This window comes from Arthrobacter oryzae (assembly GCF_031454875.1).
In the GTDB taxonomy this organism is placed as follows: domain Bacteria; phylum Actinomycetota; class Actinomycetes; order Actinomycetales; family Micrococcaceae; genus Arthrobacter; species Arthrobacter oryzae_D.
On sequence record NZ_JAVDRQ010000030.1, the window covers coordinates 1 to 1,407 of the forward strand.

The window sequence follows — 1,407 nt, forward strand, 5'->3', positions numbered from 1 at the left end:
CCATGAGATGGAGATCCTGAACCCGGCTACCGGCAAGGTGATTGGTGCCCTTCATGAGGCCGGCGCAGCCGACATCGACGCGGTGGTCGCCGGTGCGAAAGCTGCGTATGAGAAGGTGTGGCGCCGCACAGCGCCGGAAGTGCGGGCAAAAATGCTCACGGCATGGGCCGATGCAATCGTCCAACATCGTGAGGAACTGGCCGATATCGAAGTTGCCGACGTGGGCCACCTCCGCCGGGAAGCTCTCGCCGACATCGACAACAGCGCCCGGGTCCTGCGCTACTACGCCGGTATCGCCGACAAGCTCGAAGGCCGCACGTTCGCCCAACTCCCTGACCGGCTGTCCTACGGGCTCGACGAGCCCTTCGGCGTTGTGGCAGGGGTCAGCCCGTACAACGGGAACGCGAACTTCGTCGCACTCAAGGCAGGACCGGCGCTCGTGGCAGGGAACTGCATCGTGATCAAGGCACCCGAGGTCGCCCCGCTGCTGAACTACCGCATGGTCGAACTTGCCCTGGAAGCGGGCCTTCCCGCCGGCGTCATCAGCGTGGTGACCGGCCGCGGTGAGAAGGTCGGCCCCCTGCTCACCGAGCACCCGGATATCGGGATGATCGCGTTCACCGGAGGGCCCGGCTCGGGCCGGGCGATCATCCATCAGTCCGCTACCAACATTGTGCCGACGTTCCTGGAACTGGGCGGAAAAAGCCCGGCCATCCTGCTCCCGGACGCCGACCTGGACATCGCCATCCCCTCGCTGCTGCACTCGAACTTCGCCAAAAGCGGCCAAAGCTGCGTCACAGGATCACGGATCTTCGTCCCGGACTCGATGTACGCCGAGGTCAGTGACCGGCTCGGGCAAAAGGCGAAAACCGTGCGCGTCGGACTGCCCACAAAAGAATCCTCGCAAATGGGCACGCTCATCAACCGCCAACACCGCACCCGTGTCGACGCCCTGGTCAAACAGGCGATCACTGCCGGCGCGGTCGCCCTGGCCGGCGGCAACCCGGCAGAAGACGGCGAGCTCGCGAACGGCGCCTTCTACCAGCCCACCGTCCTGGCAGAGGTCACGGACGACAACCCAGCCGCCCTCAACGAAGCCTTCGGCCCGATGGCGAGCGTCCTGTCCTACTCCGACACCGACGAAGTCATCACACGCGCCAACTCCTCCGAATTCGGACTCAGCGCGCAAATCTGGGGCAACGACGCACGAACCATCCAACACCTTACGAAACGCCTCGAGGCAGGAACGGTATGGATCAACACCTACCGCTCCTTCCACCCCACCGTTCCATTCGGAGGCATGAAGCAAAGCGGCTTCGGCAAAGAAAACGGCTTCGACTCCGTGGCCATGTACACCCGCCGCAAAGCAATCGTCTGGGACCTCTCAACCGAACGCGAACTACCCTA

The 1,407-nt window shown here is 64.0% G+C and carries 1 protein-coding gene; it reads left to right on the forward strand.

The window, feature by feature from the left end; translation table 11 throughout:
- On the forward strand, positions 1-1,407 hold a 1,407-nt coding region (locus J2805_RS23885; protein ID WP_309980548.1), incomplete at both ends, for an aldehyde dehydrogenase family protein.